The following is a 5363-nucleotide window of genomic DNA, read 5'->3' as shown; positions in this document are numbered from 1 at the left end:
CTATAGAGTTTATTAAATTATATAGATGAAGTGTCAGATGATAGAATGGCTATGCATTGTATACACCTTTGCCATCCAAAACACGACTGGGGTTCACCGAGCAATCTACACCTCCGTCAAACATGTTGTCGAGTGAGGAATAATTTTCACCAGATGTTGTGGCAAATTCTCTACAGTCGAACTTGGCACCCTCATTTCCAAGCTGATCCCTAGAAGCCCGGGTTCCTGGCACTTCTAGAGGAGGATCGCAGGCCCAGGAAATTTCTCCCCCAGGCCTGCAAACGTCAAATAAAATTGCGATCAGCGGATGATGCGTACATCCGCATTTGTTTCCGCATCCACGATCACTGTTTGACCGGTGATGTTCACATAGCGATACTCTGGCTGTGGAAGTTCAAACGTCAGAACAGTTTCGGGAACGCCCGCGCCGACTACAACTTCACCATCCAAGTAGACGGTCTCGACTGGGTTGGTCGTGATGTAAGTAATGGTTTCTTCCTCTGGTTCCGCTAAGGCCGCGCCTGCAGCGCCGCCTAAGATACCCCCTGCAATGATCCCGCCAATTGGTCCACCGACCGCAACGTCGGTCAGAACACCCAAGCTGGGGTCTGCTCCGGCTGAGTGCAGAATGACACCCTAAGCGCCCAGCACGCGTTTCCCGTAGTCGCGCAGGTTGCCTTTGGGATCGACGTATCGGTACAGAGTTACAGGCTTCACGCCCAGCTCACGGCACAGCTCAGAAACGGACGTGTCCCTATTCGCCATAGCTGCCTGCGCCATCCGGACCTGGGCTTTGGTGAGTGCGAACTTTCGACCACCTTTGCGACCACGCGCGCGGGCAGCCTGCAACCCTGCCATGGTGCGTTCCCGGATCAACTCGCTTTCAAATTCGGCGAGCGCGGCAAAGATTCCAAATGACAGCCGACCGGCTGCGGTGGTTGTGTCGATCTGTGCTCCTTGGCCTGTGAGCACCTTCAGGCCGACACCCCGCTCTGACAGTAAGGTCGTCGTTTTCACCAGATGATTCAGACTGCGGCCCATTCTGTCCAGTTTCCAGATCACCAGGACATCGCCTTCGCGTAGAGCCTTCAGGCACGCTTCGAGACCCGGGCGGTCGTTTTTCTTGCCTGAGGCCTGATCGGAATAGATCTGCTCTTCATCTACACCCGCAGCGATCAAAGCGTCCCTTTGCAAATCAAGGGACTGGCTGCCATCGGCCTTGGAGACGCGTGCATATCCGATCAGCATGTTTCACAAACGAACGTTTGAGATGTGCGGAGGAAACCCCAGCTTTCGGGCATGGCATTTATTCCTTAATCCATTACACAATCATCGATAAGCAATCCCCAAAGAGAAAGCAAAAGAAACATGGCGCATCGCACCATACTGACCGAGCGCCAGCGTGTGGCGCTTTTTGACCTGCCGACTGACGAAGCGGATATGTTGCGGCATTACACGCTGGCAGACGACGATATCGAACACATCAACGAACGGCGGCGGCCAGAGAACAAAATCGGCTTTGCATTGCAGCTCTGCGCGTTGCGGTATCCTGGGCGGCTATTGTCATCCGACGAGGTTATTCCAGAAAAGATACTGCGCTTCATCGCCGCTCAGTTGGGGTTGAGTGCAGGCGATGTCCTGCCATATGCCGCACGCCGCCAAACCCGCCAGCAGCATTTGCACAACCTTCGTGAGGTTTACGGCTTCAAGATGTTCTCAGGCCAGGGCGCCCGCAGTCTCAAAGCGTGGCTTGAATGCGAAGCCGAATCCTCCCGTTCCAGCGAAGATCTAGCTCGGCGCTTTGTTGAAGAGTGCCGCCGGACGCATACGATCCTGCCCGGTGTCTCGGTTATCGAACGGCTTTGTGCAGATGCGCTGGTATCGGCGGAACGCCGGATTGAAAGCCGGATCGCCAACAGGATAAGCGTTGAAACGAAAGAGCGTCTGGACGCGCTGTTGACCGAGATTGCAGATGGCAATGTCACCCGGTTTATCTGGCTTCGCCGTTTCGAGGTGGGCAGCAACTCGGCGGGAGCATCGCGGCTTCTGGATCGGTTGGAGTTTCTGCAGGGCATAAGCCTCTCACCGGACATTTTGGTCGACGTTCCACCACACCGTGTCACCCGCCTTCGCCGCCAAGGCGAGCGCTACTTTGCCGACGGTTTGCGAGACATCACCAGCGATCGGCGTCTGGCAATCCTCGCCGTCTGCGCGGTGGAATGGACGGCGGCCATTGCCGACGCCGTAATCGAGACCCACGACCGGATTGTTGGCAAGACCTGGCGGGATGCGAAAAGGCTGTCCGATGCACGTATCGCGGACGCCCGATCTTCACTGCGCGAGACCTTGCGCTCCTTCAAGGATTTGGGCGCTGCCTTGCTGGCGGCAAAGGCGGATGGCGCATCTCTTGAAGCGGCCATTGACGTTACGTGTGGTTGGTCTCACCTCGAACGCATGGTGACAACAGCTGCAGAGTTGACTGACACGATGGCGGCTGATGCCCTGACTCATGTCGTTCACGGGTACCATCGGTTCCGGCGGTATGGCCCTAGAATGCTGCGGGCGCTCGATATCGGTGCGGCGCCGGTGGCGGCCCCTTTGATACAAGCTACAAAGGTCATCGCCGATGATCAAACCAATGCGCCCCGTCAGGTTAGCTTCCTGCGCCGAACCTCAAAATGGCATCGCCACCTCAATGTCCAAGACCCAAAAGACAATCGGCTATGGGAGGTCGCCGTTCTGTTCCAGGTGCGTGAAGCCTTCCGATCTGGCGATATCTGGCTCTCCCATTCCCGACGTTACGCCGATCTGAAACAAGCGCTTGTGCCAATAGAAGCGGCAAAGGCGTCGCCACGCCTGACGATGCCATTCGAACCTGAGGTCTGGCTCGATGATCGCAAGGTCAGATTGACAGAATCCATGGAGCGTTTGGCCAAGGCCGCCCGGAGCGGAGCTATCCCAGGCGGTTCCATCGAGAACGGTATTCTCAAGGTTGATCGTTTGTCTGCGGAGACCCCGGCGGATGCTGACGGCATGGTGCTTGATTTCTATGGCCGTCTGCCTTCAGTTCGGATTACCGATCTTCTGCAGGAAATCGATGATGATATCGCGTTCACCGAAACCTTCACACACCTGCGTACCGGCGCGCCCTGTAAGGATCGCATCGGGCTTCTGAACGTGCTGCTGGCCGAGGGATTGAACCTCGGCCTCAGCAAAATGGCTGAGGCGACCAGTTCCCACGATTATTTCCAACTTTCGCGTCTGTCCCGTTGGCATGTTGAAAGCGATGCCATCAATCAGGCGCTCGCCACGGTGATCGAGGCACAGGCCAAATTGCCGATGGCGCAGTTCTGGGGCGGCGGCATAAGCGCATCAAGCGACGGTCAGTTCTTTCCGACAACGCGGCATGGCGAGGCGATGAATCTTATCAACGCGAAATATGGGCAGGAGCCCGGCTTGAAGGCCTACACCCACGTCTCCGACCAGTTCGGGCCGTTCGCAACTCAGAACATCCCGGCAACAGTCAACGAGGCTCCGTACATTCTGGACGGGTTGCTGATGAATGAGGCGGGGCGAAAAATCAAAGAGCAATATGCCGACACCGGCGGCTTCACGGATCATGTCTTTGCCGCGACAGCGCTCCTGTCTTATCGATTTGTTCCCCGCATACGCGATTTGCCGTCAAAACGGCTCTATCTCTTCGATCCCGCAGCTGCGCCGAAGGAAGTCCGCCGACTGGTCGGCGGAAAGATCAGAGAAAAGCTGATTACTGAAAACTGGCCGGACATCTTGCGCGCCGTCGCTACCATGGCGGCGGGTGTCATGCCGCCCAGTCAGTTGTTGAGGAAGTTTGCATCATATCCACGTCAGCACGAGTTGGCTCTTGCTCTGCGAGAGATCGGTCGCATCGAGCGCACCCTGTTCATAGTTAACTGGCTGCTTGACGCCGATATGCAGCGACGGGCTCAGATCGGTTTGAACAAAGGTGAGGCCCACCACGCGTTGAAAAACGCTCTACGCATCGGGCGCCAGGGCGAAATCCGAGACCGAACCTCTGAAGGACAGCACTACCGTATGGCCGGGCTGAACCTGCTGGCAGCGATCATCATCTATTGGAACACCAAGCATCTTGGCCACGCAGTTGCGGCCAGAAAGCGAGCCGGTCTCGACTGTTCGCCAGACCTTCTGGCGCATATCTCGCCGCTCGGATGGGCTCATATCCTGCTCACAGGCGAATACAGGTGGAAAAGCAGGTGACGTCCGGCTTTAGGGTGTCATTCTGCACTCAGCCGGAGCAGACCCCAAGCTGGCACCGACTGCAGCACCTTCGCGCTGATTGTTCTCGGTCCCTTCGACGTCCTCATAGGTAACGGAATTTACAGTAACTTCCGCAGGACGCATTGTAAGCGGAACTGCCTGCTCCTGAACATTTACTGCAAGGTAGTAAGAACTTGACCAGCCTGAGACTTCCCCAAAGTTCACTTGGCACCACGATGCCTCGTCGAGGCAACCTTCGACCATTGCTGTTTCTCCGCCGGGAATGACGCCAACGACAGTATACTGTGGACCCGGGCCTGAGCGTACATTCAGATCTGTTGCGGCAATCGCATCAGCGGATTGCGCGAAAGCAGGGATAGCAGTCGAAAACAAGGGAGCACCGATTAAGCCCGTTTTAGCGAATGTCATGAGTACAGTCCTTATATCACCTTAGTCTCTGGCGACGTGAGTCATGTGACGTCACTTCCATCGCCAGAAGGCAGTGTGGCTATGGCAAACATTGCAAGATTTCGTTCCTGATATCTGATAACAGTGAGGCAACCTACTGAATAAAAAGGATATAAGATTTTTGGATCCTACCTTTTTGATCTACGATTGGAGTGCCCCCACTGAAGTGGTCCACCAATTGGGATAGAATTATCCCTTTTCAGGAAGACCAGTGATGGCTGGAAAGCGAGACAAACCTGAAGACGTGGTGCTGAAGCTTCGACAGGTTGAAGTGCTAGAAGGACAAGACATGGGTTTGCAGAGGCGGCGCGCCAGATCGACGTGACGCAGCAGACCTATTACCGCCACGCCTGGGCCGACTACACCGCCTAAATGGCGGCGTAACCTATTGATCATTGGAACCGTAAAAGCCCAAAACAACAACTTGGCGATGCCCCATCAGCCGTCCGATCAAACCGCCGCACGTGGCTCACGAATGACGATGGTGCAAGTCACCCCTGTCCGTCGTCAGGGTTTTTGGGACCAATGGCGGCCTAAACTAAGAGAGAGTTCGGCTCATCTGGTTGGTTTGATTATGCGGCGTGCTGTCGGTGATGCAAGCGTCGCGTTTCGAGCGTCTTACGTTTGATCCTTTCCCT

The 5363-nt window shown here is 55.7% G+C and carries 4 protein-coding genes; 1 reads left to right on the top strand and 3 read right to left on the bottom strand.

From position 1 onward, the window contains the following. Nucleotides 1-300 precede the first annotated feature (300 nt). Complete coding sequence (locus AC13DE_RS11035; RefSeq protein ID WP_483047856.1) at nucleotides 301-600, bottom strand: DUF1236 domain-containing protein; 300 nt, start codon at nucleotides 598-600, stop codon at nucleotides 301-303. Between the two features lie 36 nt (nucleotides 601-636). Continuing rightward, a complete protein-coding gene (locus AC13DE_RS11030; protein ID WP_148057251.1) occupies nucleotides 637-1248 on the bottom strand; it encodes a recombinase family protein in 612 nt (203 codons plus the stop codon). Nucleotides 1249-1368: 120 nt separating this feature from the next. Here AC13DE_RS11030 and AC13DE_RS11025 point away from each other — a divergent pair, with 120 nt between their 5' ends. Next, nucleotides 1369-4257, top strand: coding sequence for a Tn3 family transposase (locus tag AC13DE_RS11025; protein WP_483047855.1), 2889 nt, complete (start codon nucleotides 1369-1371; stop codon nucleotides 4255-4257). Between the two features lie 9 nt (nucleotides 4258-4266). Here AC13DE_RS11025 and AC13DE_RS11020 read toward each other — a convergent pair whose 3' ends face one another. After that, nucleotides 4267-4686, bottom strand: a complete 420-nt coding sequence (locus AC13DE_RS11020) for an SH3 domain-containing protein (RefSeq protein WP_483047854.1) — start codon at nucleotides 4684-4686, stop codon at nucleotides 4267-4269. Between the last annotated feature and the right edge of the window lie 677 nt (nucleotides 4687-5363).

This window comes from Sulfitobacter sp. L-8 (assembly GCF_056859255.1).
This window is presented reverse-complemented; position numbering and strand designations above follow the sequence as displayed.